This window comes from Ruegeria sp. AP7, from assembly GCF_056539905.1.
Window position 1 is genome coordinate 295,687 of the sequence record NZ_JBQFVT010000001.1, and the last position, 26,263, is coordinate 321,949.

At 57.6% G+C, this 26,263-nt stretch carries 26 protein-coding genes; 7 read left to right on the forward strand and 19 right to left on the reverse strand.

The genetic code is table 11. The features are described from left to right. The first annotated feature begins 38 nt into the window (after nt 1-38). From ACR0KN_RS01465 to ACR0KN_RS01475, 3 genes are read left to right on the forward strand one after another with little or no spacing between them, the layout of a single operon-like run. The gene (locus ACR0KN_RS01465; protein ID WP_260025781.1) at nt 39-752 is read left to right on the forward strand and encodes an ABC transporter permease; all 714 of its coding nucleotides are present in this window, start codon (nt 39-41) and stop codon (nt 750-752) included. Next, the gene (locus ACR0KN_RS01470) at nt 745-1,479 is read left to right on the forward strand and encodes an ATP-binding cassette domain-containing protein (protein WP_480650854.1); all 735 of its coding nucleotides are present in this window, start codon (nt 745-747) and stop codon (nt 1,477-1,479) included. Before ACR0KN_RS01465 ends, ACR0KN_RS01470 begins: the two co-directional genes overlap by 8 nt. A 22-nt stretch (nt 1,480-1,501) precedes the next feature. Next, on the forward strand, nt 1,502-2,317 hold the full coding sequence (locus ACR0KN_RS01475; RefSeq protein ID WP_480650856.1) for an ABC transporter substrate-binding protein: 816 nt from the start codon (nt 1,502-1,504) through the stop codon (nt 2,315-2,317). Between the two features lie 39 nt (nt 2,318-2,356). On the opposite strand, the gene ACR0KN_RS01480 is transcribed toward ACR0KN_RS01475, so the two are convergent. The 10 genes from ACR0KN_RS01480 to ACR0KN_RS01525 all read right to left on the reverse strand — a co-directional run bounded on the left by ACR0KN_RS01480 (nt 2,357) and on the right by ACR0KN_RS01525 (nt 11,512). Then, complete coding sequence (locus ACR0KN_RS01480) at nt 2,357-3,229, reverse strand: helix-turn-helix transcriptional regulator (protein WP_010439462.1); 873 nt, start codon at nt 3,227-3,229, stop codon at nt 2,357-2,359. Continuing rightward, complete coding sequence (locus ACR0KN_RS01485; protein WP_260025789.1) at nt 3,230-3,355, reverse strand: hypothetical protein; 126 nt, start codon at nt 3,353-3,355, stop codon at nt 3,230-3,232. Between the two features lie 13 nt (nt 3,356-3,368). After that, nucleotides 3,369-4,631 carry a c-type cytochrome gene (locus tag ACR0KN_RS01490; protein ID WP_480650858.1) on the reverse strand — a complete coding sequence of 421 codons (1,263 nt, stop codon included), beginning with the start codon at nt 4,629-4,631 and terminating at the stop codon, nt 3,369-3,371. After that, complete coding sequence (locus ACR0KN_RS01495; protein ID WP_480650860.1) at nt 4,632-5,840, reverse strand: formate dehydrogenase subunit gamma; 1,209 nt, start codon at nt 5,838-5,840, stop codon at nt 4,632-4,634. Between the two features lie 73 nt (nt 5,841-5,913). Beyond that, nucleotides 5,914-6,507, reverse strand: coding sequence for a formate dehydrogenase FDH3 subunit beta (gene fdh3B / locus ACR0KN_RS01500; RefSeq protein WP_010439472.1), 594 nt, complete (start codon nt 6,505-6,507; stop codon nt 5,914-5,916). A gap of 11 nt (nt 6,508-6,518) precedes the next feature. Next, nucleotides 6,519-9,413, reverse strand: a complete 2,895-nt coding sequence (locus ACR0KN_RS01505) for a formate dehydrogenase subunit alpha (protein ID WP_480650862.1) — start codon at nt 9,411-9,413, stop codon at nt 6,519-6,521. A gap of 105 nt (nt 9,414-9,518) precedes the next feature. Then, a complete protein-coding gene (locus ACR0KN_RS01510; RefSeq protein WP_170469532.1) occupies nt 9,519-9,707 on the reverse strand; it encodes a ubiquinol-cytochrome c reductase iron-sulfur subunit N-terminal domain-containing protein in 189 nt (62 codons plus the stop codon). A gap of 56 nt (nt 9,708-9,763) precedes the next feature. Further along, nucleotides 9,764-10,375 carry a TorD/DmsD family molecular chaperone gene (locus ACR0KN_RS01515; RefSeq protein ID WP_170469535.1) on the reverse strand — a complete coding sequence of 204 codons (612 nt, stop codon included), beginning with the start codon at nt 10,373-10,375 and terminating at the stop codon, nt 9,764-9,766. A gap of 4 nt (nt 10,376-10,379) precedes the next feature. Then, a complete protein-coding gene (locus ACR0KN_RS01520; RefSeq protein ID WP_480650865.1) occupies nt 10,380-10,961 on the reverse strand; it encodes a DUF3306 domain-containing protein in 582 nt (193 codons plus the stop codon). Beyond that, nucleotides 10,958-11,512: a DUF3305 domain-containing protein gene (locus ACR0KN_RS01525; RefSeq protein WP_480650867.1), complete on the reverse strand. Its 555-nt coding sequence runs from the start codon at nt 11,510-11,512 to the stop codon at nt 10,958-10,960. Before ACR0KN_RS01525 ends, ACR0KN_RS01520 begins: the two co-directional genes overlap by 4 nt. Nucleotides 11,513-11,770: 258 nt before the next feature. Between ACR0KN_RS01525 and ACR0KN_RS01530 the strand changes: the two genes are divergently transcribed. Beyond that, entirely contained in the window at nt 11,771-13,726 is a 1,956-nt protein-coding gene (locus tag ACR0KN_RS01530; RefSeq protein WP_480650869.1) for a 4Fe-4S binding protein, read from the forward strand. Here ACR0KN_RS01530 and ACR0KN_RS01535 read toward each other — a convergent pair. Further along, nucleotides 13,720-14,448 carry a hypothetical protein gene (locus ACR0KN_RS01535; RefSeq protein WP_480650871.1) on the reverse strand — a complete coding sequence of 243 codons (729 nt, stop codon included), beginning with the start codon at nt 14,446-14,448 and terminating at the stop codon, nt 13,720-13,722. The two genes, ACR0KN_RS01530 and ACR0KN_RS01535, sit on opposite strands and share 7 nt — an antisense overlap. A 132-nt stretch (nt 14,449-14,580) precedes the next feature. On the opposite strand from ACR0KN_RS01535, the gene ACR0KN_RS01540 reads away from it, so the two are divergent. The 3 genes from ACR0KN_RS01540 to ACR0KN_RS01550 are packed head-to-tail and all read left to right on the forward strand — an operon-like array spanning nt 14,581 to nt 16,813. Beyond that, nucleotides 14,581-15,642: an Mrp/NBP35 family ATP-binding protein gene (locus tag ACR0KN_RS01540; RefSeq protein ID WP_480650872.1), complete on the forward strand. Its 1,062-nt coding sequence runs from the start codon at nt 14,581-14,583 to the stop codon at nt 15,640-15,642. Then, on the forward strand, nt 15,639-16,334 hold the full coding sequence (locus tag ACR0KN_RS01545) for a biotin/lipoate--protein ligase family protein (RefSeq protein WP_480650874.1): 696 nt from the start codon (nt 15,639-15,641) through the stop codon (nt 16,332-16,334). The genes ACR0KN_RS01540 and ACR0KN_RS01545 overlap by 4 nt, the downstream gene beginning before the upstream one ends. Further along, on the forward strand, nt 16,334-16,813 hold the full coding sequence (locus ACR0KN_RS01550; RefSeq protein ID WP_170770517.1) for a DUF6505 family protein: 480 nt from the start codon (nt 16,334-16,336) through the stop codon (nt 16,811-16,813). The genes ACR0KN_RS01545 and ACR0KN_RS01550 overlap by 1 nt, the downstream gene beginning before the upstream one ends. Here ACR0KN_RS01550 and ACR0KN_RS01555 read toward each other — a convergent pair. The 8 genes from ACR0KN_RS01555 to acs all read right to left on the reverse strand — a co-directional run bounded on the left by ACR0KN_RS01555 (nt 16,810) and on the right by acs (nt 26,202). After that, the gene (locus tag ACR0KN_RS01555; protein ID WP_170469560.1) at nt 16,810-17,310 is read right to left on the reverse strand and encodes a flavin reductase family protein; all 501 of its coding nucleotides are present in this window, start codon (nt 17,308-17,310) and stop codon (nt 16,810-16,812) included. The two genes, ACR0KN_RS01550 and ACR0KN_RS01555, sit on opposite strands and share 4 nt — an antisense overlap. A gap of 87 nt (nt 17,311-17,397) precedes the next feature. Beyond that, on the reverse strand, nt 17,398-18,810 hold the full coding sequence (locus ACR0KN_RS01560; RefSeq protein WP_170469563.1) for an exonuclease domain-containing protein: 1,413 nt from the start codon (nt 18,808-18,810) through the stop codon (nt 17,398-17,400). A gap of 2 nt (nt 18,811-18,812) precedes the next feature. Continuing rightward, nucleotides 18,813-19,331: a hypothetical protein gene (locus ACR0KN_RS01565; RefSeq protein WP_170469566.1), complete on the reverse strand. Its 519-nt coding sequence runs from the start codon at nt 19,329-19,331 to the stop codon at nt 18,813-18,815. A gap of 27 nt (nt 19,332-19,358) precedes the next feature. After that, nucleotides 19,359-21,182, reverse strand: coding sequence for a DUF294 nucleotidyltransferase-like domain-containing protein (locus tag ACR0KN_RS01570; protein WP_480650877.1), 1,824 nt, complete (start codon nt 21,180-21,182; stop codon nt 19,359-19,361). A gap of 107 nt (nt 21,183-21,289) precedes the next feature. Continuing rightward, on the reverse strand, nt 21,290-23,074 hold the full coding sequence (locus ACR0KN_RS01575) for a sodium:solute symporter family protein (protein ID WP_010439509.1): 1,785 nt from the start codon (nt 23,072-23,074) through the stop codon (nt 21,290-21,292). A gap of 5 nt (nt 23,075-23,079) precedes the next feature. Further along, the gene (locus tag ACR0KN_RS01580; RefSeq protein WP_010439512.1) at nt 23,080-23,364 is read right to left on the reverse strand and encodes a DUF4212 domain-containing protein; all 285 of its coding nucleotides are present in this window, start codon (nt 23,362-23,364) and stop codon (nt 23,080-23,082) included. A 182-nt stretch (nt 23,365-23,546) separates the two neighbouring features. Then, nucleotides 23,547-24,230, reverse strand: a complete 684-nt coding sequence (locus ACR0KN_RS01585) for an adenylate kinase (protein WP_480650879.1) — start codon at nt 24,228-24,230, stop codon at nt 23,547-23,549. A gap of 7 nt (nt 24,231-24,237) precedes the next feature. Then, nucleotides 24,238-26,202 (reverse strand): acetate--CoA ligase, encoded by a 1,965-nt coding sequence (gene acs, locus ACR0KN_RS01590; RefSeq protein ID WP_480650881.1) that lies wholly within the window; start codon nt 26,200-26,202, stop codon nt 24,238-24,240. Between the last annotated feature and the right edge of the window lie 61 nt (nt 26,203-26,263).

Below are 26,263 nucleotides of genomic sequence, written 5' to 3' on the forward strand. Positions count from 1 at the left end.
CGGCATTTAGTGACGCCGTAAAATACATCAGGTAAAAAATGCAGAGTTTTGCATCAGAATTCAATCAAGCGATCTCGTTGATCCTGAATGGGGATGCCGAGTTGTGGGCGATTGTTCTGTTGTCGCTGCGTGTTTCGGTATTTGCGGTGCTGATTTCGGCAGTCATTGGAATGCCTGTCGGGGCAGCATTGGCAGTCGCCCGATTTCCAGGGCGGCGCGCGCTTATCATTTTGATGAACGCTCTGATGGGATTGCCACCGGTTGTGGTCGGATTGTTGGTTTACCTGATGTTGTCCCGATCTGGCCCATTGGGTGTGCTGGAGCTGCTCTACACCCCCACTGCCATGATCATAGCACAGGTGGTTCTGGTGACGCCGATCATGGCCGCGCTTACCCGCCAGGTGGTTGAAATGCTGGCCGAGGAATATTCCGAACAGCTCCGCTCGCTTGGGGTATCGCGGTTGGCGTCGGTACCGGTGCTGTTGTGGGACGCGCGGTTGGCGCTGGTTACCGCCTTGTTGGCTGGGTTTGGCCGGGCGATTGCCGAGGTTGGTGCGGTGATCATAGTGGGTGGAAACATCAATCACGTCACACGCGTGATGACGACCACGATCGCTCTTGAAACCTCCAAAGGTAACCTTGCGCTGGCGCTGGCCTTGGGGGTGATCCTGATCGGCTTGGCCGTGGCGGTAAACGCGATGGTCAGTGCGCTGACACTTCGTGCCGAGCGGGAAGGGCTGCGCCATGCGTGATGTCGTGACCGGGGCGCCGGGTATTCTGGACGTGAGCGGCCTGAGTATTGCACGTAATGGCAAGGCATTGCTGGACGTCCCACACCTTTGTCTGGATGGTCCGGGCCCGACCCTTATTCTTGGACCGAATGGGGCGGGTAAAAGTCTGCTGCTGCGTTGCCTGCACGGACTGATACAACCAGATCGGGGACGGGTTTGTCAGAACGGTGCTGTGTTGAATGCCCGCCACAAGGCACGACAGGCGATGGTATTTCAAAGCCCTGTTTTGCTGCGCCGTTCTGTGGCTGCCAATCTGGACTTTGTTCTGAAACGGCGATCCATGCCGCGCGCGGAAAGGAAGTATCGTATCGAAACCTTGCTGGATGAGGGCGGGCTAGGTGGCAAAGCGCGTCAACCCGCGCGTTCGCTTTCCGGTGGCGAGGCGCAAAGGCTCGCAATATTGCGCGCATTGGCCTTAGACCCCGAGACGTTGTTTTTGGATGAACCCACCAGCGCACTGGATCCCAGCGCAACGCAATTGATCGAACGGATGATCCTGCGCGCCTCTGAGCGGGACGTACGCATCGTTATGGTGACGCATGACATTGGACAAGCACGCCGGTTGGCATCTGACATAGTGATGATGCAAGCAGGGCGAGTTGTTGAACACGGTAAAGCAATGCAGGTTCTGGAAGCACCAGAAAGCGACGAGTCGCGCCGGTATCTGGCCGGTGGCCTCGTTACCTGATTTATACAGATGGAGAAATGGGATGATCCCTGATTTCATTCGGGCATCAATTGTTGCGCTTGGGCTGACCGCTGGCGCAAGTTTGGCGGAAGAACCCTTTATTATCGTGCAGTCTACGACCTCTACTCAAAACTCGGGTTTGCTTGATTATATCTTGCCCGGGTTTGAGGCCGAAACCGGTATTGACGTGCGGGTTGTGGCTGTTGGAACTGGTCAGGCGATCCGAAATGCAATCAACGGGGATGGTGATGTCCTGTTGGTTCATTCCAAAACAGCCGAAGAGCAGTTCGTTGCTGATGGTTGGGGGGTTGAGAGGTTCGATGTCATGTATAATGACTTTGTTCTCGTCGGCCCGAAATCTGACCCGGCCGAGGTCAAGGGCGATACCGATATCATCGCAGCCCTTGCTGCAGTGGCCAGCTCCAAAGCGCCCTTCGTTTCGCGCGGCGACGACAGCGGAACCCACAAGGCCGAGATGCGTTATTGGCAGGTGACAGATGTCGACCCGACAGCTGCGTCGGGAACATGGTATCGCGAGGCCGGAGCGGGCATGGGCGCATCGCTGAATATCGCTAGCGGAATGGGTGCTTATATCCTGACGGATCGCGCAACATGGCTTTCATTTGGAAATCGAGGTGATCTGGAAATCCTGGTTGAAGGCGACCCTCGAATGTTCAACCAATATGGTGTGATACTGGTGAACCCAGAGAAGCACTCAAAAGTTCGTGCAACTTCGGGGCAGAGGTTCATTGATTGGTTGATTGGCCCTGATGGTCAGGCGGCGATTGAATCCTATGAATTGGATGGGCAGCAGATGTTCTTTCCAAACGCAAGATGAATTTCATCTTTGGCAATTGTCATTGGAAAGACAGAAAGATCAGCCACTTGCGCCGTTGTGGTGAATCTGGCCCAGATACCTGAGGTCATATCCGCCCAGGTCGGTAGCGCGTTCAGAGAAACGCTCGGATTGCAGGAACTGGATTAAAGTCTGCATCGGCGGCTCAAAGAAAGCGCGTCGCCAGATGGCAAGATCTAACCGTTCAGAGTGAGTGGGCACAAAGCTCAGCCCATAAGGGCTCGCAAGTGCACCGAGGCCGAACCCGGCTTCTGCTTTGCCATCCCGTACGGCAATCGCCAGTTCTTCTTCAGTACGGGCGCAGATCGGGAGGGCATTCAGGTCCTCTCGGCCGAGCCCATGCTTGCCAAGCTCTGCATCGAAAAGGTGCTGACTGGCGGCACTGTCCTGTCGCAGGATGACGCGACGGCCTTTCAAGTCCTGAATACCAGAGATTTCAGGTGTGCCAGTCGCAAGCAACAGGCCGCGCTGCCGATGCGCGATTTGGTAGAGGATCACCGGGGCGTTGCCCATTTTGTCGCGCAAAGACTGGGTGTTAAAGCCTTCGGGTTCATGGATATGCAACGCAGCCGCTTGTGCTGTGCGGTCAGATAGGCGGTTCAGCCCGTCGAATGAACCGTCATAATAGGTGGCCAGCCCCGAGCCACTTTCCCTCAGCGCCCAATCCAGCAGCGGATCATGGCTGCCGGCGACAATGGGGGGCAGGGGCGGTTCAGCCACCTGCGGACCAGAGCGCGAGGCATTGAGCCATGCGATGATCTCAGCCTTCGGGAACAGCAGTTTTCCCATTGCCCGCACGCAAGGGATTTCACCAGAGGACGCGAGATCATAGGCTTTCCGCTCACCAATGCGCAGCAGATCCGCCAATTCGCGTGTTGTCAGGTATTGCGACATTCAGTCTAGACGCACCGAAGAGCCGGAACCCGACGCTGCAGCGCTGAATCCGATCTTGTCCAGAACGATCGGCGCGGCAGCGGTAATGACGACCATCGCAACGACGGCGGAAAGGAAGGCTTTCATTATTTCCTCCGGCTCAGTTTTCGGGTGCCGTGGCGTGTCGTAAAAAGGTGACCAGATCAATGCGGTCTTGCGATCCGCTAATCCGCTGCATTGGCATCTTTGATCCCGGAATGTAATGATCCGGGCCCTTGTCGAAAAGAGCGTTTATTGTCTCTTCATCCCAAATGATATCAGAAGTTTGCAGTGTATCTGAATAAAGATAGTCCGGTACTGTCCCTGCTTTGCGTCCAAACACCCCATACAGGGTTGGACCCGCGCGCCGCTGGTCATCCGGTGAAAGGCTATGACAGATTGAGCATTTGCGGGCAAATTGGCGTTCCCCATTTCCCATCTCGTTCGGGTTCTTCAGGAAACTGGGTTCGGCCGCCGCCATCTGCTCGCGGTCTTCCGAGGCCGCGATCGGCCAGCTATACATCGCTTCGTCAATTCCGCCAGCATGAATATTTTGCCCATCGTTCGAAAAAGCCAGAGCCCAGACAGGCCCGCGTAGCGTAGCCCTGAAATCTTGCGAGATACGCCAGTTCAGGGTGTCGATGACCATGATAAAACCTTCACCATCACCGACAGCGAGAAGGCTTCGATCAGGGCTGAGGGCAAGCGCCAGTATCGGCCTTCGGTCCAGGGTGAAATCGCGTTCCTCGCCGGTTGCCAGGTCAAGGATGCGGGTGACGCCATCGACGGCACCGTAGGCGATCCAGTTGTCGATAGAATTCAAGACCAACCTGTTCACGCCGAACCCGTGCTCGATAAGGCGATCCACCTCCTGACCGCTCGCGACATCCCAGAGGCGGACCGAACCATCGACACCCGCCGAATAAAGCTGTGACCCATCAGCGGTGAATTCCACGGCGTTTACCCCGCTGCCCGTTGGCCCGAGCAACATAGGTTCTGACCCATCGACCGGCCAAAGCCCGATCATTCCGTCCCAGCTTGCCGTAGCGACATGAGTTTTTGATGCAGCGAGCCCGACGATCTTTCCTTTGTGTTGTCCAACGATTTCGCCTCCGGGCCAACGGCGTAGCGTGAAATCATCACCAGCAGAATAGATTGCGGTGCCGTTGAACACGACAGTGTTGACGGCAGCTTCATGGCCTTCCAGCCATTCCGGGGTCTGTCCGGTCCACAGGCCAACCGAATTGTCGAAACTCGCCGTTGCGATGCGCCCGTCTTGTGCGATCGCGATCCCCATGATCGGCCCGCCATGGCCTTTGAGCGTGAAGAACTCGGACCAAGCGGGCTGGGGGATCAAGCCAAGCGTCAGAACCAGCCAGCGCATTTATTCAGCGGGTGAGGCCGCCGCTTTGCTGGCCTCTTTTTCCTGCACCTCTTCCAGCCACAGTGAGTGATGCTCGCGCGCCCATTGTTCTTCGACTTCACCAGTGCCCATGGCGTCAAAAGCACCTTCCATGCCGACTGAGCCGAGGTAGATATGGGCTATGATGATTGCAATGAACACATAGGCCACCATGACGTGCCAAACCTGAGCATATTGCATCTCTTCTTGTGGCGACATCTGCACCGGTAGGTTCAGGTCCAGCATCTGCGGAATGCCGGTTGCGTTGGCGACTTGGAAGGTCTTTGCGAACATTGGCAGCTCAAACGGGAACAGCAGCGAAAGGCCCGATAGGCTGATCGAGGCGCCGAGTAGTATACAGGCCCAGAAAATCACCTTTTGACCTGCGTTGAACTTCTTTGCGGGCGGGTGACTGTTCTTGGTGAACAAACCACCTCCGGCTGCGAGCCACTTCAGGTCTGTCTTGTTGGGTATGTTATGTGCAATCCAGTTCACGGTGACGATGATCAGACCCAGCATGAAGGCCCAAGCGAGGTTGTTATGTAGCCATTTACCCCCCTTCGCGATGGTTGCGAATCCTTCCTTGCCGAAGATCGGGATCAGGAAGTCACGACCATAAAGCGCCAGCAGGCCGGTGATGCCGAGGATCAGGAATGAACCGGCAAATAACCAATGTCCGAACCGTTCGAAACTATTGAACCGCAGGACCTTGCGCCCGGTCTTTTCGCCATCAATGCGGATTTTTCCGCGGATCAGGAAGAACAGAACGATGACCGCAATCATTCCCGCGATGATGTATGTACCGTATTCGCGCAGTGGCCCGGTACGGAAACTCAGCCACCACATACCGCCATCTTGAATCAAAACGCTATCTGCTGGTCCATGGGATGAAACGGTTACATCTGCCGATCCATAGCGCAGCGCGCGATAGACATCGCTGTCTGAGGCGACGCCGCGCGTGCCAATTTGCCCGAGCAGACCTTCCACATTGCCCTGTCCGGTATTTTCCGACCGATAGCTGTTGTCGACCTTCTCGCCGCGCTGTCGGGCCAGAATGTCCTCAAGCGTTGTCGCTCCGCCGGTCGAAGCGCGTTCATTCGTGGTTGCGGGTGCCTCAGCATCGTTGGTTTGGGCAACGGAAGCGTGGACCAGCCCGATGGTGAACAGCAATGCGAAGAATAAGCGGAACATCTGAACCTCGGTCAAAATCCCTGATCAGGCGACCCACGGATGCGGGTCGCCTGTTTGGTTCATGAAAGCGGAGTTATCCGTCTTTCTGGTCGTAGGCTGTACCCCAACCCCAAGCGCCCGAGCCGAATCCGCGCGCCACTACGCGTTCGCGGTAAACGGCAGACACTACGTCGCCGTCACCGGCAAGCAGGGCTTTGGTGGAACACATCTCGGCGCAGATCGGCAGTTTGCCTTCGGCGATCCGGTTGCGACCGTATTTGGCGAACTCCGCGGTCGAGTGCGTTTCCTCGGGGCCGCCAGCGCAGAAGGTACATTTGTCCATCTTGCCGCGCGATCCGAAGTTGCCCGCCTGCGGATATTGCGGCGCGCCGAAGGGGCACGCGTAGAAGCAATAGCCGCAGCCAATGCACAGGTCTTTGGAGTGCAGGACGACCCCTTCTTCGTTCTGATAGAAGCAGTCGACCGGGCACACCGCCATGCAAGGCGCATCCGAACAATGCATACAGGCCACCGAGATCGAGCGTTCGCCCGGGTTACCATCATTGATAGTCACCACCCTGCGGCGGTTGATACCCCATGGCACTTCGTGCTCGTTCTTACACGCGGTTACGCAAGCGTTGCACTCGATGCAGCGTTCAGCGTCGCAGAGAAACTTTGCTCTAGCCATTATCGTCCTCCTTACGCTGCCCAGATTTTGCAGAGAGTACACTTGGTCTCTTGCATCTGGGTCACTGAATCATAGCCATAGGTCTGGGCGGTGTTGGTACTTTCACCCAGCACATAGGGGTCTGCACCGGCGGGATATTTGTGCCGCTGGTCTTCGCCCTGGAAATGGCCGCCAAAGTGGAATGGCATGAAGGCGACACCGGCACCAACCCTGTTGGTCAGCATCGCCATCACCTTGACCTTGCCACCCTCAGGACCTTCGACCCAGACCTGTGATCCGTCCCGAATACCAAGGTTGTTGGCATCGCGCGGATTGATCTCGACGAACATGTCCTGCTGAAGCTCGGCCAGCCACGGGTTCGACCGCGTCTCATCACCGCCGCCTTCATATTCGACCAGACGACCTGACGTTAGGATTATCGGGTAATCCTTTGAAAAGTCGTTCTTTTGGATCGAAGCATAAAGGGTGGGCAGGCGATAGGCTTGACGGTCCTCGTAGGTCGGATAATCCGCCACCAGATCGCGACGCGGCGTGTAAAGCGGCTCGCGATGCAGTGGGATCGGATCCGGGAAGGTCCAGACAACCGCGCGGGCTTTGGCGTTCCCGAAGGGCGCACAGCCATGGGCGATTGCAACCCGCTGGATACCGCCGCTAAGGTCGGTCTTCCAGTTGGTTTTCTCGCCCGCAACAGCGTCAATGGCCGCGCGTTCTTCTGCGGTTAGATCGCCGTCCCAGCCAAGATCCATCAGCATCTGCATCGTAAATTCGGGATAGCCATCCTGAATTTCCGATCCAACGCTATAGACCCCTTCGGCCAGCAGGTTGTCGCCGTCACGTTCCACGCCGAATCTGGCGCGGAAGGTCAGGCCGCCTTCGGCCACCGGTTTGGACATGTCATAGAGGTTTGGTGTCCCTGTATGACCCATCTCAGCGGTACCCCAGCAAGGCCACGGTAGACCGTAATACTCGCCGTCGTTTGGTCCACCAATGGCTTGCAGCGTGGTCCTGTCGAAGGTGTGCTGGTTGGCCATATGGCTTTTCAGACGTTCCGGCGACTGACCGGTATAGCCGATGGTCCAGAGACCCGAGTTGAACTCACGCGTGATGCTTTCAACATTCGGGGTTTCGGGATCTTCCATCTCGATATTGCGGAAGAACCGGTCTGCCCAGCCAAACTTGTTGGCGAACTTGGCCATGATGACCTCGTCCGGCAGGCTTTCGAACAACGGATCAACCACCTTGTCGCGCCACTGCAACGACCGGTTCGATGCCGTGACCGAGCCACGGGTTTCGAACTGCGTACAAGCAGGCAACAGATAGACGCCGTCAGTACGGTCATGCAGAACGGCCGAAACTGTTGGATACGGGTCGATCACGACCAGCATGTCCAGCTTCTCCATCGCCGTCTTCATTTCCGTCATCCGGGTCTGCGAGTTGGGCGCGTGGCCCCACAGAACCATGGCGCGGACATTGTTGTCCTGGTCCATGTTGGCCGGGTCTTCCAGAACACCGTCGATCCAACGAGAGACGGGGATGCCGCGCTCATTCTGGAGCGGTTTGTCCTTGCCTTCCTTGTCCTTGATCGTGGCGAATTGGCCTGCGAGCCATTCGGGCTCTTCACCCCAGACACGAGCCCAGTGACCCCATGCGCCTTTCGACAGACCATAGTAGCCCGGCAGAGTGTGGGACAAAACACCAAGGTCCGTTGCGCCTTGCACGTTGTCATGGCCACGGAAGATGTTGGTGCCACCACCCGTGGTGCCCATGTTTCCAAGTGCCAGCTGAAGCACACAGTAGGCGCGGGTGTTGTTGTTGCCGTTGGTATGCTGAGTACCACCCATGCACCAGACGACCGTACCTGGACGGTTGTTCGCCATTGTGCGGGCAACGCGCTTCAATTGCGATCCCGGAGTTCCAGTAACGCGTTCCACCTCATCCGGGTTCCAATTAGCAACCTCTTCGCGAATCTGGTCCATGCCCCAGACACGGGTGCGGATGAACTCTTTGTCTTCCCAACCGTTGTCGAAGATGTGCCACAGGATACCCCAGATCAGCGCCACGTCTGTGCCGGGGCGGAAGCGGACATACTCATCCGCATGCGCTGCCGTGCGTGTAAAGCGCGGATCGCAGACGATCAGCGGGGCGTTATTTTGCTCTTTTGCGCGCAGAATATGCAGCAGTGAGACAGGGTGTGCCTCGGCCGGGTTGCCGCCGATGATGAAGATCGCCTTGCTGTTGTGCATGTCATTGTACGAATTGGTCATGGCGCCGTAGCCCCATGTATTCGCAACACCCGCAACAGTAGTTGAGTGGCAGATACGGGCCTGGTGATCCACGTTGTTCGTGCCCCAGTAGGCAGCAAACTTGCGGAACAGATAGGCCTGTTCGTTGTTATGCTTCGCAGAACCCAACCAGTATACGCTATCCGGACCGGATTCTTCGCGGATGCTCATCATGCCGTCGCCGATCTCGTTGATCGCCTCTTCCCAGCTGATGCGCTTCCACTCGCCGTCTTCCTTTTTCATCGGATACTTGAGGCGGCGCTCGCCATGGGCGTGCTCGCGGACCGCGGCCCCCTTGGCGCAGTGTGCGCCCAGATTGAACGGGCTGTCCCAGCCGGGTTCCTGCCCGATCCAGACGCCGTTCTGTACCTCGGCTACGACCGTGCAGCCCACCGAGCAGTGAGTGCATACGGATTTGATATTCTCAACAGCGGTGTTTGCCGCTGTCTGGGCGCTGGCAGGCGTCACGGTTCCACCCGTGGCGCTGATCGCGGCAAGGCCGCCGATCGTCAGGCCCGAGCCACGCAGGAATGCGCGGCGATCGACGGTTTTCTCGCCGACCTGGGACAGGATACTTGTCCGCTGGGGGCGTCTCGCAACCCCGTTGGTCTTTTTCCTAAGCATTTCTTTCCTCCCTTGCGCGCCGTGTAAGCCACGGCTGGCTTGGTACTGCTGATCCTGACGTCAGGGCCAATCGCAACCGTCTGTCAGGTATGAAAACGTCCAGTCCTAGAACCGGGTGCTTTCGATGTATGCGCGCGTATGCGCGGTATCCTGCATCCGGGTTTCGTCCGTCGGCAGCTCGGCTGCTTCGGCCTGTCCGGTCAGGCTGGCTGCGGCAACAGCAGCAGGGGCTGCGGTTCCGGCCAGTTTCAGGAAGTCGCGGCGGGTTGCGCCTTCTTCCTTTGTCTTGCTCATGGGCTCCTCCTGTCCCAATTGCGGTTTGGCGCTGCAAAGCACCGGCGATTGGCGGATTAATCCGCCGTCATTCGGAAGGCTTCGCGCTCGATCTCCATGAACACCCGACCGGCGGTGCCGACCGAGGCATAGAGAACCGAGTTCTCAGCGCCTTCCAAATCTGAATAGAAATGTGCGGCCCAGGGGCCGATGTGTTTACTCCAGAACGCCTTCTGGTCTTCCAGCGAGGCAGGCGCGCCGAAACGCCCGACGATCATGCCCGCCATCATCTCCATCAGAGAGGCAATGTTGTCTTCGGGTTCATAAACATTCTGCGCCCTCGTGATACCGCGCGCGGCCATGTCATTCCGAAGCTGGGCCAGCGGTTTTTCGTTCAGAAAACCGGTCAGATAGAAGCTGGCATAAGGCAACAATTCACCACGCCCCAATCCGATGAAAAGCGCATTGAACTCACGCTCGGCAGCGGCGGGCTTAGTGACCTTTGCCACGCGCGCCATCGCCTCTATGGCCTGACCCAGATCAGAGGCGTCACCGCTCAGCCCTGCCATCTGGTCCAGTAGCAACTGATCGGGCGGACCGGCCAGAAGCAAACCCAGAAAATTGTAGAAATCCGCGCGCAGACGATCCTCGGCCGAGATATCAATGGTTTGCGCGTTGTCTGCGGTCATAGAGTTATCCTTCGAATTCAAATTTCATGCGGCGCGGAGCAGGGGGGACTTCAAGCTCCTCTGGTTCTTCCACATCAGCCACGATCATGGGTTCCGGCGCTGGTTCTTCGGCCTTGGCCGGTTCTTCACGCGCCTCGATAACATCAAGCGTATCTGTCTCTGGATCGCATTCTTGCTCTTCAGCCTCGGCAGCGAGCGCTTCGACATGAGCCAACATGCCCTTGCCTACCTGATACGCGGTCTGAATGTTCTCAATCACGCAGGCTGCGTCGGTGTAGTCCTCGCCGTAGTCGATCAGCCCGTCGACATTGGCCAGAACAGGGTTCAGCCGCCATAGGCGCCGCAAGGCGCGGCGGCGCAGGCGGTCAGGCACGGCTTTGGCCATGAAGCCCGAGACATCATCACCTGCTTGCAGCGTATCGGGATCGGGCAGATCAAACTCGGACAGAATTTCGGAGTCGCTTTTTTCTTCCAGCTCAGCTTGCCGCGCCGTGATGATCTGTTCCTCTGCGGCCAAAGCTTCTGCTTCGGTCTCGGCCTGAACGGCGGCCTTGCGGCGGGACCAGAAATCGCGCGCTTGGGTCATTGCATCACCCGACGCGGTGCGCGGTAGACATCTGTGTCCTGACGGATGCGAGCGTCGCCTATTCCGTCCTCAACCAAATCTATGCGCTTCTTATCCCGACGGCGCTTTACGAACACTTCGTCCCGATGATGCTGCAGCGTGAAATCGCGCACCCAAGCGATTAGACCTTCTGTCATCGGGATCTTCTCGACAATCTCCTCGCCGGTATCAGCGTAGTCCTGACCTTCAAACGGAGAGGCCGTGATCAGCACTGCATTCAAGGGAGTTTCACCTTTCAACTCATCCCGAAGCACCAGGTAAAGCGAGGGCTGTCCGTCCGACAGGTTCACCATATAGGCCTCTGTCTCGTCAGCCCAGAGTGATAGAGGCAGTGTGGCAGCGTGATATTCGACGGTATCGCCTTCGCGTCGCAGCTCTTGCCAATCCGCAGGTCCGGCGCCAGGCAACAAAGCGACTGCGCGCCAGCTCCAGCGGGCCCAACGTGTGACCCCGGGTGTTTTGCGCACGATGACGCCAACCGGCATTTCAATCTGGCTTGCGGCCTTGGCCACTGGCTCCTCCCCGGAAGGCTCTCCCCTGCCTTCCCTATGATGTACTATGGTACATAAATTGGCGCGGTGCCAAGTCCACTTGCATTGATCAGGTCGTTTTCTTCGATAATTTATTCGTTATTGGCCTCAGTGGCTCGTGGATGGCTTGGGGGTCGATGAAAAATAGTGCACAAATCTGCCATTCTGCCCGGTGCCGCATTGCCACGGTGCGGATTAGGTTTAGTGTGAATTGGGGCAGCCAACAGTTCGGGAGAAGATATGACCAGCAGGCTTTTGTTGTGTGATTGCGAGGGGACGCAATCAATTGACGCGGATCGCATATCCTCGGCCTGTGAACTGAGCTGTTCAAAGGTCCATACTGCGCTTTGTACCCGAGAACTTGGCGTGGTGGCTGAAATGCTTCAGACTGACGATCAGGTCGTGATTGCCTGCGGGCAAGAGACTGTCGTGTTTTCTGACCTTGCAGATGATCTGGGTGTGGATCAGCCGGGATGCGTTGACCTCAGAGACCGTGCTGGCTGGTCGGAGCAGGGCCGAAATGCAGCGCCAAAAATGGCTGCGTTGGCAGCTGAAGCGATGTTGCCGCAGCCGATCACTTCTGCAGTTGATGTTATCAGCGAAGGCACTTGCTGTATCATCGGGTCGGGCGAGATCGCTTATGATCTGGCTGAACAATTATCGGACAGCTTGGCCGTAACGGTTTTGGTCACAGATGAGGTTCAACCGCTGAGCCGTGCTTTTGATGTTATTCGTGCCAAGGTGCGGAACCTGTCGGGCGCACTGGGTGGGTTCACGTGGCATCTGGATCAAGTGCAACAGTTAGAACCTGGCGGGCGCGGTGACTTCGCGTGGAGCGCGCCGAGGGATCGGGCCACATCGCGCTGTGATATTGTCGTTGATCTGACTGGAGGTACGGCTTTAGTTGCGGCCCCGGATAAGCGCGAAGGCTACCTGCGCGCCGATCCTCGTGATGCGGTGGCAGTTGCGCGCCTAGCCTTCGATGCGGTGCAACTGGTCGGTACCTTTGAAAAACCGCTTTACGTGCGACTGGATGAAGCGCTTTGTGCCCATTCACGCGCAGGACAGACCGGGTGTTCGAACTGTTTGGACATATGTCCGACCGGTGCTATCACATCAGCGTCAGATCATGTGGCAATCGACCCAATGATTTGCGCCGGGTGTGGTGAGTGTTCTGCCCTATGCCCGTCTACAGCCATTACTTACGAGGATCCGCCGGTATCTGCCATTCTCTCTAGGATGCACATACTAGCGCGAACTTTTCGTCGGGCAGGGGGTACAGCGCCGCGTTTGCTGGTGCACGATGCCCACGGGGCGCAGATGATCCGAATGGTTGCCCGGTTTGGCCGAGGTCTTCCAGCGGATGTCATTCCACTAGAATTGCACGTGGTTTCAGGTTTTGGTCATGCCGAGATGCTGGCCGGGTTGGCACACGGCTTCGCCCGCGTCGACGTCCTGTTGGGGCCCAAAGTCGAACGGGACGCTCTGGATCGGGAACTGGATTTGGCGCAGGCCATCGCGGGGCAGGGTGCCCTGAGCCTGATTGACGAAGTTGACCCGGATGCGTTTGCTGATCTGCTTTATGCGCAAGGGGTGCCGCTACCATTGACCGATCCGGTTCTTCCATTGGGGAACCGGCGACAAATCACCCGTCTGGCGGCGCAAGCGCTGAATGCCAAGACCGAAGCACCGTTGGCCTTGCCAGATGGCGCTCCATATGGCGCTGTTGTAGTAAACACTGACACCTGCACCTTGTGCCTCAGTTGTGTATCATTGTGCCCCTCAGGTGCGCTGATCGACAATCCAGACAAGCCGCAGTTGAACTTTCAGCAGGATGCCTGCCTGCAATGCGGTATCTGTCGCACGATCTGTCCTGAGCACGCCATTGATCTGGAGCCGCAGCTTGACCTAAGCGACAAGGCCCTGTCGCAGCAGGTTCTTAATGAGGAAGAGCCGTTCGAATGCATCGAATGTGGTGCGGCCTTTGGCGTCAGGTCGACGGTCGAGCGCATAATGGACAAACTGTCGGGAACACATCCGATGTTTGCAACTTCAGATCAGGCAAGGCTGATCCAGTTGTGTGATGATTGCAGGGTAAATGCTCAGTTCCACAGCACCGACAATCCGTTCCAGTCATCTCCCAGACCCCGTGTCGTGACGACGGACGATTATTTTTCAAAGCGTAAGGATCACTGAAGTTGCAGCGGTGCGCCCAGATCGGCGGCGCTGATGGCGGCGACAAAGGCCAAAATGGCTTCGAGATCATCCAGACTTATTTCCACCGGATGGATCGGCGATGGACGCTCGGGCGGGAAGGGCTCGGTTACGCCTTCAATCTGGGTGAAGGCGGGATGTGGGTTCAGGGCAAAAAAGGCCTGAAACCGCTGGGACCAATCAGGCATCGCGCGCAGGACGGCGAAAGACGGCGTGGAACCCAATCCGTTCATGCGGTTTTGCGGCCCGATCACATGGCACCGGCCACAGTGAGTAAACGACAAATCCTGACCCAATGCAGCATCTCCGTCGATTTTAGCGTCTTCGACAACATCTGCGATTTCGAAGTTCGCGCTAAAGGGCCCACCTTCAGCGGGAACAAAGCTTTCGATCGTACGTTTCCCAATCTCGGACAACAGCCAGTCTCGGAACTTGATTTCCTTTGCGCTGGCATTAATGCGCAGGTGATAGACTGTTTCGTCACGGGCAAAAACCGGATCGCCAGGAGGTGCCGGAGCAAGAGCCATTACACCATCATTGTCTGCGAGAACGCGAACCCCGGTCTTGAGAGAGAAGCGCGGAAGGATATGTTGCAGAAGACCCGAGTTTGAAATCTCATCTGGCGCTGCGAGTCCAATTGCCTCTTGTGACCAAGAGGGGGTGGCGGTGAGCGTCAGGCTCAGGCACAACAGGACAAAGCGCATGGCCAAACTTAGCGGTGTCAGGCCAATTGCGTCAAATGAACGAAAAGAGACGGAGTATCATGCAATGAGCGGCGACCGCAATCAGTCGACACGCAAGGCCCTAATCGAAGGGTGGATAACGGAGGTGATCGCATGAGCATCCGTGACGCCGTACTGGCGAACCTAAAGAAGATCACTGATCCTGTTTCCGGACAGGATATCGTCAGCGCAGGTATTGTGCGCGCGCTGAATGTCGAGGGGGATACGGTGCGCTTTGTGCTTGAGATCGATCCCAAACAGGCCGAGAAAATGGAACCTGTGCGGGCCACAGCCGAGAAAGCGGCGCAGATGGTGGACGGCGTGTCCAACGTCTCGGCCATGATGACTGCGCATTCAGACAAGGCCCCACCCGATTTGAAGCCCAAGCCTAAGCCTTCGCAAACCGGTCCGCAGGCGGTTCCGGGTGTGGACCGGATCATCGCGGTGGCGTCTGGTAAAGGGGGTGTCGGCAAGTCCACTGTGTCGGCCAACCTTGCCTGCGCGCTAGCCGCAGAAGGACGTCGCGTGGGTCTGTTGGACGCGGATGTCTACGGTCCGTCGCAGCCCCGGATGTTGGGGGTTTCGGGTCGTCCGGCCAGCCCTGATGGCAAGACGATTCTGCCTTTGCGCAATCACGGTGTTACCATGATGTCGATGGGGCTGATGACCAACGAAGGACAAGCGGTTGTCTGGCGTGGCCCGATGCTGATGGGCGCATTGCAGCAGATGATGGGGCAGGTGCAATGGGGCGCGCTGGATGTGCTGATCGTTGACCTGCCTCCTGGCACGGGTGATGTGCAACTTACGTTGAGCCAAAAGTTTCAGGTGGATGGCGCCATCGTTGTTTCAACCCCACAAGACGTGGCTTTGATCGATGCTCGTAAGGGGATCGACATGTTTAATCAGCTCAAAACACCCATCGTTGGGATGATTGAAAATATGTCGACTCATATCTGTTCGAATTGTGGACACGAAGAGCACGTATTCGGTCATGGCGGTGTGGCGTCAGAAGCCGAGGCATTGGGAGTGCCACTGCTGGGTGAGATACCACTGCATCTGGATATCCGCGTGGCAGCAGACGGGGGGGCGCCGATCGTAGTCAGCAAACCCGACAGCCCACAAGCAGAAGCCTTCCGCAAGATCGCTCGCGACATGATTGCCAAGGGGAATGCATGAGCCACCCGGTCTTTCCCCCATTGCTCAGCGGGCATCCTGCCAAGGCCGGAGAGGATCCGTTCGAAAAGGCTCAGGCCATGGCGGCGCTAGGCTGTGATGGGGGAGCCGTGGTCTATAGTATTCAGGCGGATCGTCTGCGCGTTGCCATCGTCTTTGCCCCCGAGGTGCCGCTGCAGGATGCAATAGCAATGTTGCCGCTATGTGCCGTCGGTTTCCAGAACGCCCTGGGCGCACTGGCTCCTCCAGAAGTTGCTGTGCATCTAGGCTGGGACGGCGTGATCTGCGTGAATGGCGCATCATGCGGGACGATGAAGGTTGCAGCCTCGTCTGCCGAGGCAGGCGAGATTCCTAATTGGCTTGTCGTCGGTTGGGAGCTTGCATTGCTGTCGACCAGCGACGCCCCCGGGGAAACGCCGGATGTAACTGCGCTTTATGATGAAGGTTGTGCTGACGTGTCGGCGACGCAACTGGTCGAAAGCTGGTCGCGCCACATGCTGACATGGCTCAACCGCTGGCAAGAAGAAGGCAACGCGCCGCTCCATGCCGAATGGATGGGGCTACTGCGAGGGGTTGGAGAACCCATCGCGGACTCCGGTGTATTTCTCGGCACCGACGAACGGTTTGGCATGCTGATCCGCGAGGGCGCAGACACCCAAATACGCCCGCTGACAGAACTGTTGGAGACCGTCTGATGAATCTCGCCCGCGCAATCCATTTTGATGAAAGCGACATGAACGTGTTCCATTCACCTGCACGAACCGGTGAGTGGTGCATCCCGGGTGGATTCGAGTTTTCGAATTGGGGAGAGGCCGACTTAGAAGGCAAGGCACGTCAGGCCTTTGCCAATGGTTGGCTGGGGCTTGAGACGTTTGGGCGCGTGACATTCGTTGCGGTTACGCAAATTGAGCAGGCCGAAATTGACCAACTGACACAGAATCTGGCTGAGCATTTTGTGCAGTTATACGGTGCACCCTCGGTCGAGGCGGCGATGGATGTCGCGCAGACCGAAATCGCGCACATGACCGAGATGTGCGAGGATCATGCCCCGAACACGTTGCTGACTGTGGCCCGGGAATTGACAGGGGCAGGGGTGCACGAGGCGTTTCGCGTGATCACGCCGCAAGAAACGCAGCTTGAAGCATTGGCCGTCCACGGATCGCTGGACGACTAGATCAAATCTGCGAAACCACCAAACTGGCCGCGTTTAAAGATCAATCCTTGACCGGGGCGGTGCATGACTTTCTCGACATGGCCAACAAGAATCAGGTGATCACCTGCCGCGTGACGCGCCGACAAGCGACAGTCGAAGCGGGCCAGACATTCAGCAAGACGGGGACGCCCGGCATCATCTTCCTGCCAGTCGGCATGAGAAAAATCGAACCCGTTACGCGCAAATTGCAGCGCCTGATCGTGCTGGTCCTGCGCCATCACATGGATCGCGTAATGTTCGCAGGTGCTGAAGGCGTCATACCGGTTCGAGTTCCGGTCGAGACACCATAAAACCAAAGGTGGGTCCAGAGATACGGATGCGAACGAGTTCACCGTGATCGCGGCGGGTCCTTCGGCGGTGCTGGTAGTGACTACGGTGACTCCGGTGCCGAAACAGCCCAACGCCTCGCGAAAGGCAAGATTGTCCTCAGGGCCAGGAATGAATGTTTTTTCCGTCATCACGCGCTCGTTCAAGGGGCCTGTCTCAGGTGCCATGTGGCGCAGGGATTGTCCACGAAAAGCTGCGGTGAATTGAGGATTTTCCGGCTAGTTCAGATCCTCCAGCAACCGCCCGTGTTTGCGGGTTTCCGCGATGACGTCGCCAAAGGTTGTCATGCCGCGTGCCTTAAGCATTGGCAACATTCGGACCAGAGCCTCGGCGGTGGCAACTGCATCGCCCAGAGCAGTATGGCGTAGGGTTTCAGGTATGGTTACACCCAGCCGATCACAAACTGCATCCAGTGTGTGGGTTTCGCTTGCTCCGAAAAGAACAGCCGACAGCAAAACAGTGTCAAGAATGGGGTGGGACCAGTCTACCTCCATACGGTCGGCATGACGGCGTAGGAAAGCCATGTCGAATGGTGCGTTATGGGCGACAATCACAGCGTCACGGGCGAATTGGTGAAAGCTTTGCCCGGCCCCGGCGATGTCGGGCGCACCCTGCACCATCCTGTCGTTAACCTTATGGACTTTGGTCGAGGCTGGCGGGATCGGTATACCCGGATCGACAAGTGTGTCGAACTTCTCACCCTCGACAATCTTGCCCTTTACCACCCGCACGGCTCCAATCTGAACGATCTCGTCTTTATGAGGCAACAAGCCGGTCGTTTCAGTGTCAAAGACCACGAAACACAGGTCCGACAGGCTGCGTTCCTCAAAGACGTCATCCCCGGGCGTGTCGAGCAGCTCAAAATCATAGACCAGAGGGCGGGCATCCTCGGGCGGAATGCGGGCAACGCTGCCTTCAAAGACCAGCATATAACCCGGAGCGTCACCCAGCGGTTTCATCCGCGCGGTATAGGTTTGCCGCCCATCAACGCTGGACAAAGTGCAATAGACATCCATGCCGGTCTTGCACATCTCTTTGTAGGCATCGGTGAGGCCAGTGCTTTCAAGATAGTCAAACAAAGATGCGTTCAGGCGGGGGTGGGCGATCTGGGCCAGTACCCCGGCGGCCTGCGCGTCATACAGAACGATCTGATGCTTGGGGCTTGCCAGAAGCATGGCGACGGGTATCTCGGTCAGCAGGGCGGTGAGGCGTTTTTTCTCAGCCGCCAGATGGGCGGTTTCCGCTGCGACGGCCTGGGCGGTGGTCATGGCGTTTTCGGCCAGCTGTTCTGCTAGCCCCGCGGCCGCTGGGGCAAGATCACCCAGATACCGCGCAGCTTCCAAATCGAGATCTGTGCTGACCCCTGCATGGGCGCGGGCCCGAAGTTGCGCGGAAAGACGTTCGATCGGTTTAGCCACGTTATCATCGAACAACAGCCAGACACCTGCGACCAGTCCGAGCAAACCGAAGGCGATCAACGCATCCGCGAAGATAAATGCATTGATCAGTGCCGGGTCGGCCGCACGTTCATAGCTAATCCACAAGACCACCGTGCTAACAAGTATCCCGCCCAAGGCCAGCAGACAAAAAAACAGGAAGATGCGCAGGCGTAGGCTTAGCTTGTGCAACATGGTCAGACTCCGCAAGTCGCCTCGATGATCGGATCTCCGGTCTCGGCCTTGAACCATGTTGCGTTCGTCAGGCTGCCATCGGTTGCAAATTCTGCACCGTCAACCAAATTGGCGCGACTATTCTCGGCACAATTGACTGCAATCGGCAGTTTTGAAACCGGTGCCCAGCGGCCGAAGAAGTAGAGATCCACAAGACGTTGATCAGGGACACTTTCGTTTGTGCGAACAGATACGGTATCGATAGCGGCGAAGCGATCGACGAAGGGCACCGCATATGTCCAAGGTCTATAAATCGCGCGGCTTTCGATCTCTTCGACAATTGCCAGCCCATCAGGCAGTTGACCACGCGTGCGATCATACCAGGAATATTCGCTTGAGATCGTCATGGCGATCATCCCAACGCCTGCCGCGACCGGTGCAGCCCATTTTGGCAACCGGCCACCGGTTAGTTTGTTCAGCACCATGACAACGCCGGCAAAGGCAAAACCTGCAAAGACCGTGCCTATCAATTCCAGAAACATATTGTCACTCCGTTATTCAGGCCTGAATTAGCCCAGCATCCCTTTGCCATGACCAACCGCCGATTGCATCGTTTTTACCACGACGAAGGCATCGCGAAGATGACTTCGCTCAAAGTCCGAAAGGGCGGTTGGGGGCAGATAATTGTCCGGCGCGTCACCGGATTTCACTAATCTGACCTGATGTTCCAGCCGCGTCTCGGCAATCAGATCATAGGCGTCCAAAAGATCGCGCGCACCGGATGCACTCAGGACATCTGCTGCCTGGGCAGCGCTCAGACGGGCGCGTGTGTTGGCCTCGGTTAACTGACCCTGAAGGCTGTAGATGCGTGCCAGATCAACCACAGGCACGACGCCATTGTGCTTGAGGTCCAGCGTATTGCGGTGCTCACCCGACCGGATCGTTGCAAAACCGCGCAGCAGCCCCAATGGTGGCGTGTGTTTCAGCGAATTCGAGATCATGTGCGCCACGAAGATCGAGTTTGCGCTGGCATTGGCCAAAGTCTCGGACTGCAGATCAGTGAATAGGTCGAAATTGCCCCCGATCGGGCGCAGATCGAACATGACCGAGGCCAGCATCTGTGCCTCAGGGTTCGGCCTGTCGATCCATCCTTTGAAGTAATCGCGCCAGACGCTGACTGGTTGGCACCAACGCGGATTTGTCGCCATCATGTCGCCGGGGCAATAGAAATACCCGCAGGTGTCCAGACCGTCCGATACGAACTTGGCCAGATCTGCGAAGTACGCCATGTCGTCTTCGGTTACGCTGTCATCCAGCATCAGGCAATTGTCCTGATCCGAAACACCGGTCTGCTCCTGCCGTCCTTGCGAGCCGCAGGCCAGCCACAGGTATGGCACCGGAGGTGCCCCAAGCTCGGCCTCGGCCAGTGCCAGCAAGCGCCGTGTTGCGGTGTCAGCAATGTCGGTGATCAGTCGTGTCACGATCTCGTGCCGGTTGCCGCCTGCAACGAGTTGAACTAGCAGTTGGGGTATCTCGGCAGTGACTGTAGCCATCTCATCGGCAGTATTGGCGCGAGCGATCCGGCCCACCAACTCGGCAGAATTGACCGCCTGATAACGGGTGAGGTCGGTTTGAGTGACGATGCCAACCAACTGCCCAGCCTCGGAAATCGGGATATGCCCGATGCCACGCTCCATCATCACATGCAGTACGTCCGAGCCGATATCGGTGGGGGACAGCGTGATCGGGTTGGTGGTCATGATGGCTGAAACCGCAGTGTCTGCTGGCATCGACTCGGCGACGAATTTGCCCGTGATATCGCGTAGGGTCGTGATGCCCAGCAAACTGTCTCCCTCCGTCACGCAGAGGGATGATATATGTCGGTCGCGCATGATCTGCGCGGCGTTCTGAACCGGAGTATCGGGCGGGCAGGTGGCAGGATCGCGCGCCATCAAAATGTCAATTGCACTGGTGGCCAGGCTTTGTGGCCCGCTGCGCCCACCGCGTGTGCGGTTGAAGAATTTGGACACCACGTCGTGCCCGTCGATCAGGTTTTTCACCAAATCTGGTGGCAGCACGATCAGCACCGTCGGCGTGTGGGCCCGCGCATGGGTTGCGGCCTTGCCATCCTTCAGCAATCCGCGCTCACCAAAAGAATTGCGCAGTCCCAGATGCGAGACGACAGCGCCATTCTCATCTGTAATCTCCACCTGTCCTTCGTAGATCACAAAGACGCCGGGCAGAGCATTGCCCAACTGGTAAATACTGCCATCGGCATCGACCTCGCGAACTTCGATCTGCTGGGCCAACTCGTCCAGCGCATCGTGGGGCAGGGCGTCATAGGGGTGCACAGATTTCAGAAACCGGGTGATTTCGTCATGGGACAGGGGCATTTACGCTCTCCGGAGTTCCGAATAAAAATCCCGCCCAGTGGTGTGCCGGGCGGGAACAGTAAGTCGAAAGACGCGATCGAAGACAAGAGCCGTCGACCGCATCACACTCAGTGATCCTGAGCTGCGCCCGCACCACGGGGAATGCGAATGCTTTCGACCATATCTTTGATCTCCTGCGGAGTCTCTTTGGTTGCGCCTGCTACAAAGTAGGCGACCGCAAAGTTGATCATCGCACCGATGGCGCCGAACGAGGTCGACTTGATCGGACCCAGAAGCGGGTCAGCATCGGTGAACGAGTTGGTGCCCGGAATGAACAGCCAGCCCTTATGCAGGAAGATGTAGACCAGAGTTACGGTAAGACCAGCCAGCATACCCGCAACCGCGCCGGTGTTGTTGATGCGGGTCGAGAAGATCCCCATCATCAGCGCCGGGAAGATCGAGGCAGCCGCCAGACCGAAAGCCAATGCAACCGTCTGCGCCGCAAAGCCCGGAGGGTTGAGACCCAGATAGGTTGCGACAACGATGGCTACAGCCATGGCAATCCGTGCCGCCAGAAGCTCACCCTTTTCAGAGATCGACGGGTTGATTGCGCCTTTGACGAGGTCGTGGGACACGGCCGACGAGATCGCCAGCAGCAGACCCGCAGCGGTAGACAGAGCAGCCGCAAGACCACCGGCAGCGACCAGACCGATCACCCAACCTGGAAGGTTGGCGATTTCGGGGTTGGCCAGAACCAGGATGTCGCGGTTGAACTTGGTCAGCTCGTTTCCGACCCAGCCTTTTTCTTCGGCAAGCGCCTGCATGTCGGCATTCTTGTCGTTGTAGTACTGAATCTTGCCGTCGCCGTTCTTGTCTTCCCAATCCAACAGACCGGTTTTCTGCCAAGTAGCCATCCAATCATAGCGCGGATCGTTGTCGATATCTTCGACCGAGACAGCGCCACCTTCGATGCCGCCATTGGGCCACATCATGTCACTGATGTTCAGACGCGCCATGGCACCAACCGCAGGGGCGGTCAGGTACAGCAGAGCGATGAAGACCAATGCCCAGCCAGCCGACCAACGTGCGTCAGATACCTTAGGAACGGTGAAGAAGCGCATGATGACGTGCGGCAGACCCGCTGTACCGATCATCAGCGATAGGGTGAACAGCACCATGTTCAGCGTGTTCGAGTGGTGGGCCGTGTACTCATTGAAGCCCAGCTCGGTCACGATGGCGTCCAGCTTGGTCAGCAAGGGTTCACCGCTTGCGGTGTCACCGAACAGACCCAGCGCCGGAACCGGCGTACCGGTCAGCTGCAACGAGATGAAGATGGCCGGGATAGTATAGGCGGTGATCAGCACGCAGTACTGAGCGACCTGAGTGTAGGTCACGCCCTTCATCCCGCCAAACACCGCGTAGGCAAACACTACAGCGGCACCGATTAGCAGACCCGATGTGTTGGACACTTCGAGGAAGCGGCCGAATGCCACGCCCACGCCAGTCATCTGACCAATCACATAGGTCACCGAGGCAACGATCAGGCAAATCACGGCAACGATGCGAGCTGTCTGGCTGTAGAAGCGGTCGCCGATGAATTCCGACACGGTGTATTTGCCGAACTTACGCAGATAAGGCGCAAGCAGCAGAGCCAGCAGCACGTAGCCACCGGTCCAACCCATCAGAAAGGTTGAGTTGTCATAGCCGGTAAAGGCAATCAGACCGGCCATCGAGATGAACGAGGCCGCCGACATCCAGTCTGCTGCCGTCGCCATACCGTTGGTGACCGGGTGAATGCCGCGACCGGCGGCATAGAATTCCGATGTGGAACCCGCACGGGCCCAGATTGCGATGCCGATGTAAAGCGCAAAGGACGCGCCCACAAACAGCAGGTTGATGGTAAACTGATCCATGGCTCTTACTCCTCGTCCACGCCGTGTTCAGCGTCGAGCTTGTTCATGCGCCAGGCGTAGTTGAAGATCAGCACCAGAAAGACCAGGATCGATCCTTGCTGAGCGAACCAAAAGCCCAGATCTGTACCGCCAACAGCGATGCCAGACAGCAGCGGACGCAGCAGAATGCCGAATCCAAACGACACCAGCGCCCAAATCGCGAGGCTGATGTAGATGAGGCGCAGGTTGGCCTGCCAATAGCCCTTGTCGGCTTCGGCAGTCTGCGCGGAGTTTGTTGAATGATCCGCCATCGCGGGTTCCTCCTTCGCTTCCCTCATTGGCGGCCCGTTGCCCAACTCCTCCAGTGCCGTGGGCCGCTTCTCGAAATTGCCAGATGCCGGATGGCGTCAGGCATAGCTTCTCCGGTCTGCCGAGGCAGTTCCATTGAAGTATTCTGTTTTTGGATCAAGGCCCTAGGGCTTATCTGCTCCCCTTAGTCCATGACTTCGCCGACAATCCCGTTAAGGTCTCGCGCGATGTCGTCGATCTGACCCATGGCATCGATGCCTTTCAGCACGCCCTGGGCTTGATAGTAGTCAATCAATGGTGCGGTTTGCGTGTGATAGGCGGTGAGCCGCGAGGCGACCGTCTCGGCATTGTCATCAGCGCGGCGCTTGAATTCGGTGTGGCCGCACTTGTCACATTTGCCGTCTTCGACGGGTTGTTTGTACGTGTCGTGATAGCCTTCACCGCATCCGGCGCACGTGTAGCGACCCGAAATCCGCGTAACCATTTCGGCGTCTTCAACCTCAAGGCTGATGGCCGCGTTGATCTTCTGATCTGACGACGCGAGTAAACCATCAAGCGCTTCGGCCTGAACGGTGGTCCGGGGGAAACCATCCAGTATGACGCCCTTGGCGCAGTCCGGTTCCGCCATGCGGTCGCGCAGGATCGCGATGACGATCCCGTCGCTGACAAGATCACCGGCCTCCATTACCGCTTTGGCTGCATTACCGGCATCAGTGCCTGCGGCAACCGCGTCGCGCAGCAGATCACCGGTGCTGAGTTGCACAAGCCCGAATTTCTCTTCCAACATACGGGCCTGCGTGCCCTTCCCGGCGCCCGGGGGGCCGAGAAGGATCAGAACGGCGGGGGATATGGTCGTGGCAGCGTCCATCACATCCTCACTTGTTCGCGCGGTTTTCGATCAGGTCTTCGACCACCGAAGGATCGGCCAGTGTGGAAGTATCCCCAAGCGAGCCAAAATCGTTCTCGGCAATCTTGCGCAGGATGCGGCGCATGATCTTGCCCGAGCGGGTCTTAGGCAGGCCAGGAGCCCACTGGATCACATCCGGGCTGGCGATCGGGCCGATCTCGGTCCGGACCCAAGTGCGCAACTCCTTCAGTAGATCATCCGAAGGCTCGCGATCATTCATCAATGTGACATAGCAATAGATGCCTTGCCCTTTGATTTCATGTGGATAGCCGACAACGGCGGCCTCGGCCACGGCGGCATGTGCCACCAGCGCGCTTTCCACTTCGGCAGTACCCATCCGGTGACCCGAGACGTTGATCACATCATCGACGCGGCCGGTGATCCAGTAATCGCCATCCTCATCCCGGCGGCAGCCGTCGCCTGTGAAGTAGTAGCCTTTGTAATCCGAGAAATAGGTCTTTTCGAACCGCTCATGATCGCCCCAAACGGTGCGCATCTGACCGGGCCAGCTGTCCTTGATGCACAGAACACCTTCGACACCATTGCCTTCGATCTCAACACCGGACTGAGGGTCGAGAACCACGGGCTGAATGCCAAAGAAGGGCTTCATCGCCGAGCCGGGCTTCATCGCGTGAGCACCGGGCAGGGGGGTCATCAAGTGACCGCCAGTTTCGGTCTGCCACCAGGTGTCAACGATCGGACAACGTCCACTGCCAACCACTTCGTTATACCAGTTCCAGGCCTCCGGATTGATAGGCTCGCCGACCGTGCCCAACGTGCGTAGGTCGCTCAGGTCGCACTTCTCGACCCACTCGTTGCCTTGCCCCATCAGAGCGCGCAGCGCAGTTGGGGCGGTATAGAACTGGTTCACCTTGTGCTTTTCACACACCTGCCAGAAGCGCGAGGCATCCGGATAAGTAGGCACACCTTCGAACATCAGCGTGGTCGCACCGTTGGCCAGCGGGCCATAGACGATATAGCTGTGGCCGGTGACCCAGCCCACATCCGCCGTGCACCAGTAAATGTCGCCTTCGTGATAATCGAACGTGATCTCATGCGTCATGGCCGCATAGACCAAGTAGCCGCCGGTCGTATGAACAACGCCCTTGGGCTGACCTGTCGAACCGGAGGTATAGAGGATGAACAGCGGGTCTTCCGCGTTCATCTCAGCGGGTGCACAATAGTCGTCCGCCTCAAGCGCCATTTCGTTGTAATCGTAGTCACGACCGTCAATCCACGTGGTTTGCCCGCCAGTGCGTTTAACGACCAAGCATTTTACGGTGTCCTTACAGTGCAGCAGTGCAGCGTCTGCGTTCGACTTCAGCGGGGTCTTGCGGCCACCACGGGGCGCCTCATCGGCAGTGATGACGACTTTGGCGTCGCAACCGTTGATACGTGCCGCCAACGCGTCGGGTGAAAATCCGGCAAATACAATCGAATGAATCGCTCCGATCCGTGCACAAGCCAGCATCGCGTAAGCAGCTTCGGGGATCATTGGCAGATAGATGACAACGCGGTCGCCATTGCGTACACCCATCGACTCAAGGATGTTGGCCATCCGGCAAGTGCGGCGATGCAGTTCGGCATAAGTAATATACTGAGCCGTGTCGTTTGGATCATCTGGCTCCCAGATAATGGCCGTCTGATCGCCACGCGTCTTCAAATGACGGTCCAAGCAGTTGGCTGAGACGTTCAGCGTACCGTCCGCATACCAATTTATGCCAACCGAACCAAATTCATAGCTGACGTCTTTGACCTGAGTATAGGGCTTGATCCAGTCAACGCGCTTGCCTTGCTCATCCCAAAATGCCTCAGGGTTGTTGATCGACGCAGCATACATATCTGCGTATTTGTCGGCGTCGACATGCGCGCGGGCGACGGTTTCTGCGGATGGCGGATATGTCTTGGCATCTGCCTGGGCAGCGGTGGTCATTTTTGAGGCTCCTCCCTCTAGACTGGATTGCATGTGACCGATATTGCCAGCCGATCAGACA

Coding starts and splice junctions, on each gene's coding strand:
- ACR0KN_RS01480 (WP_010439462.1), bottom strand. CDS start 3,229: ATGTCGCAATACCTGACAACACGCGAATTGGCGGATCTGCTGCGCATT.
- ACR0KN_RS01570 (WP_480650877.1), bottom strand. CDS start 21,182: ATGCCCCTGTCCCATGACGAAATCACCCGGTTTCTGAAATCTGTGCAC.
- ACR0KN_RS01520 (WP_480650865.1), bottom strand. CDS start 10,961: ATGACCCAAGCGCGCGATTTCTGGTCCCGCCGCAAGGCCGCCGTTCAG.
- ACR0KN_RS01490 (WP_480650858.1), bottom strand. CDS start 4,631: ATGCGCTGGCTGGTTCTGACGCTTGGCTTGATCCCCCAGCCCGCTTGG.
- ACR0KN_RS01470 (WP_480650854.1), top strand. CDS start 745: ATGCGTGATGTCGTGACCGGGGCGCCGGGTATTCTGGACGTGAGCGGC.
- acs (WP_480650881.1), bottom strand. CDS start 26,202: ATGACCACCGCTGCCCAGGCAGATGCCAAGACATATCCGCCATCCGCA.
- ACR0KN_RS01540 (WP_480650872.1), top strand. CDS start 14,581: ATGAGCATCCGTGACGCCGTACTGGCGAACCTAAAGAAGATCACTGAT.
- ACR0KN_RS01580 (WP_010439512.1), bottom strand. CDS start 23,364: ATGGCGGATCATTCAACAAACTCCGCGCAGACTGCCGAAGCCGACAAG.
- fdh3B (WP_010439472.1), bottom strand. CDS start 6,507: ATGGCTAGAGCAAAGTTTCTCTGCGACGCTGAACGCTGCATCGAGTGC.
- ACR0KN_RS01535 (WP_480650871.1), bottom strand. CDS start 14,448: ATGCGCTTTGTCCTGTTGTGCCTGAGCCTGACGCTCACCGCCACCCCC.
- ACR0KN_RS01510 (WP_170469532.1), bottom strand. CDS start 9,707: ATGAGCAAGACAAAGGAAGAAGGCGCAACCCGCCGCGACTTCCTGAAA.
- ACR0KN_RS01475 (WP_480650856.1), top strand. CDS start 1,502: ATGATCCCTGATTTCATTCGGGCATCAATTGTTGCGCTTGGGCTGACC.
- ACR0KN_RS01575 (WP_010439509.1), bottom strand. CDS start 23,074: ATGGATCAGTTTACCATCAACCTGCTGTTTGTGGGCGCGTCCTTTGCG.
- ACR0KN_RS01495 (WP_480650860.1), bottom strand. CDS start 5,840: ATGTTCCGCTTATTCTTCGCATTGCTGTTCACCATCGGGCTGGTCCAC.
- ACR0KN_RS01560 (WP_170469563.1), bottom strand. CDS start 18,810: ATGTTGCACAAGCTAAGCCTACGCCTGCGCATCTTCCTGTTTTTTTGT.
- ACR0KN_RS01485 (WP_260025789.1), bottom strand. CDS start 3,355: ATGAAAGCCTTCCTTTCCGCCGTCGTTGCGATGGTCGTCATTACCGCT.
- ACR0KN_RS01515 (WP_170469535.1), bottom strand. CDS start 10,375: ATGACCGCAGACAACGCGCAAACCATTGATATCTCGGCCGAGGATCGT.
- ACR0KN_RS01465 (WP_260025781.1), top strand. CDS start 39: ATGCAGAGTTTTGCATCAGAATTCAATCAAGCGATCTCGTTGATCCTG.
- ACR0KN_RS01530 (WP_480650869.1), top strand. CDS start 11,771: ATGACCAGCAGGCTTTTGTTGTGTGATTGCGAGGGGACGCAATCAATT.
- ACR0KN_RS01505 (WP_480650862.1), bottom strand. CDS start 9,413: ATGCTTAGGAAAAAGACCAACGGGGTTGCGAGACGCCCCCAGCGGACA.
- ACR0KN_RS01585 (WP_480650879.1), bottom strand. CDS start 24,230: ATGGACGCTGCCACGACCATATCCCCCGCCGTTCTGATCCTTCTCGGC.
- ACR0KN_RS01565 (WP_170469566.1), bottom strand. CDS start 19,331: ATGTTTCTGGAATTGATAGGCACGGTCTTTGCAGGTTTTGCCTTTGCC.
- ACR0KN_RS01545 (WP_480650874.1), top strand. CDS start 15,639: ATGAGCCACCCGGTCTTTCCCCCATTGCTCAGCGGGCATCCTGCCAAG.
- ACR0KN_RS01555 (WP_170469560.1), bottom strand. CDS start 17,310: ATGACGGAAAAAACATTCATTCCTGGCCCTGAGGACAATCTTGCCTTT.
- ACR0KN_RS01550 (WP_170770517.1), top strand. CDS start 16,334: ATGAATCTCGCCCGCGCAATCCATTTTGATGAAAGCGACATGAACGTG.